Genomic DNA, 1,733 nt, shown 5'->3' with positions numbered 1-1,733 from the left:
GGTCTGTTGAAGAGGCGAAATGGGTTTCGGCGGTTCAGCCGATGATGCCCATAATGTCGGATTCCTTCATGATCAGAAGGTCTTCGCCATTGAGCTTCACTTCGGTGCCGGACCACTTGCCGAACAGGATGCGGTCGCCAGCCTTGACGTCGAGCGGAACAAGCTTGCCCGCTTCGTCGCGCGCGCCGGAGCCGACGGCGATGATCTCGCCTTCCTGCGGCTTTTCCTTTGCGGTGTCGGGAATGATGATCCCGCCGGCGGTCTTTGCTTCGGATTCGACGCGGCGAACGACCACGCGGTCGTGCAGCGGCCGGAAATTCGATTTTGCCATTTTTGGATGTCCCTGGTGCGGATGTTGAACGGTTCTCCGTTGCCGGAGCTTGCGAATGCTAACGTGGCGCTGAGATAGGCGGCCGGCTGCGTCCCCGTCTTCCCCGCCTGTGGGAGCAGGTGGATCGGCCGGCAGCGCCGAGCCGGCTGAGCAACCGTCTTCATGTTGCCAAGCCTTACTCGAGCGCCATCTTTGATGGGTCCGGGAGACCTGCGGCGGCGGTTTTTTTGGTGAGGTGATCAGGGACGTCTTCTCCTTGGTCGGTCACGTGTTTGCGGATGACGGCGAGGCTGGGCTGGACACCTGGGCCGACCGCACACCCACGCCAGGGAAATGGACGAATTGGCCAGTAAGGCATTCCGACTATCGCTCCTTCTTAGGTTTCCTCCGCGGCCGCCGCTTTGACCTTTTGGGAGGATCCTTTTGCGGAGCCGCACAGAGAGCGCCGTAACAAACCTTCTCACCCTTGTAGTTGGCCAGGGCCTGCAGCAAATCCGGTAGAAGGTGCTGTTTCAGTCCGTCCGCGATAGGCTCTGGACCGTCCAGCGACTTCAGCGCCAGCTCGATCAACTCGATCGCGCGATCTTTGTTGCCGCTCTCATGATGGTACCGGGCGACCGCCGGATAAGACAGGAACTTACGGCCGTCGCCTTGCGGGGGATTGAGTGCCAGCATGTGTTCGGACAGCTCCTTGCCCATCGCGAAGCGCTCAGCAGACGGAAAGCGCGAATGATCAAGGTTCGGATGGAAGAGTTGGTCTAGCGCCACGATCATCCAATGCTCGGAGTTTCTGTCGATCGCGTCGCGAACCAATTGGCGTATGACCGGCAAACCGGCGCGCATGTCGCGCATTCTGTGAAGCAACAAATGCACATGAGCCTGGCGGAAATTGATGTCGTCCGGCGTCAAGGCGATGCCCTCTTCGATTGCCGAGAGCGCCGTCTTCCAATCCTCTGTCTTCACCGCCGCCCAATATCTCTCATTGATCGGCTTCTTCAACGCCTGTTCGCGCGCTAGGGGTTCGCTTGTCGCGATCCGCTCCGCATCGGCGGCTTTCGCTTGATCGCTGGTGCGCCAGCTGCCGCTGAGCACCTTCGGCAAAACCTCATCGAGTTGCATCGGATGACCGATAAAGGCGATGTGGCCGTCCCGGTCGACCACGAACGAGGTCGGAATCCCGACAGCCAAGCTGGGTTCCATCCAAAGCCTGTTCATTTCGCCTGTGTGGTCGAACGCGATCCGATAGTTCAGATTCGAGCACTTTTCGGTCAACCACGCGTCCAGCTTGGTTCGGGCCTCAACGGCCGTTGGAGCGGCTTCATGTGCCGCGACTCCGACGACCTCCAGTCCGCTGTCCTTGTGTTTCTCCTGCAGCTGCACCAGATGGGGCATCGCCGCCACG

At 60.1% G+C, this 1,733-nt stretch carries 2 protein-coding genes; both read right to left on the bottom strand.

Translation table 11 applies throughout. From position 1 onward, the window contains the following. Window positions 1–34: 34 nt before the first annotated feature. The gene (groES, locus tag G6N73_RS35470) at window positions 35–331 is read right to left on the bottom strand and encodes a co-chaperone GroES (protein ID WP_023802596.1); all 297 of its coding nucleotides are present in this window, start codon (window positions 329–331) and stop codon (window positions 35–37) included. A 363-nt stretch (window positions 332–694) separates the two neighbouring features. After that, a partial coding sequence (locus G6N73_RS35465; RefSeq protein ID WP_165034507.1) for a TlpA disulfide reductase family protein occupies window positions 695–1,733 on the bottom strand: 1,039 nt, incomplete at its 5' end.

This window comes from Allomesorhizobium camelthorni (assembly GCF_011045125.1).
GTDB lineage: Bacteria > Pseudomonadota > Alphaproteobacteria > Rhizobiales > Rhizobiaceae > Allomesorhizobium > Allomesorhizobium camelthorni.
This window is presented reverse-complemented; position numbering and strand designations above follow the sequence as displayed.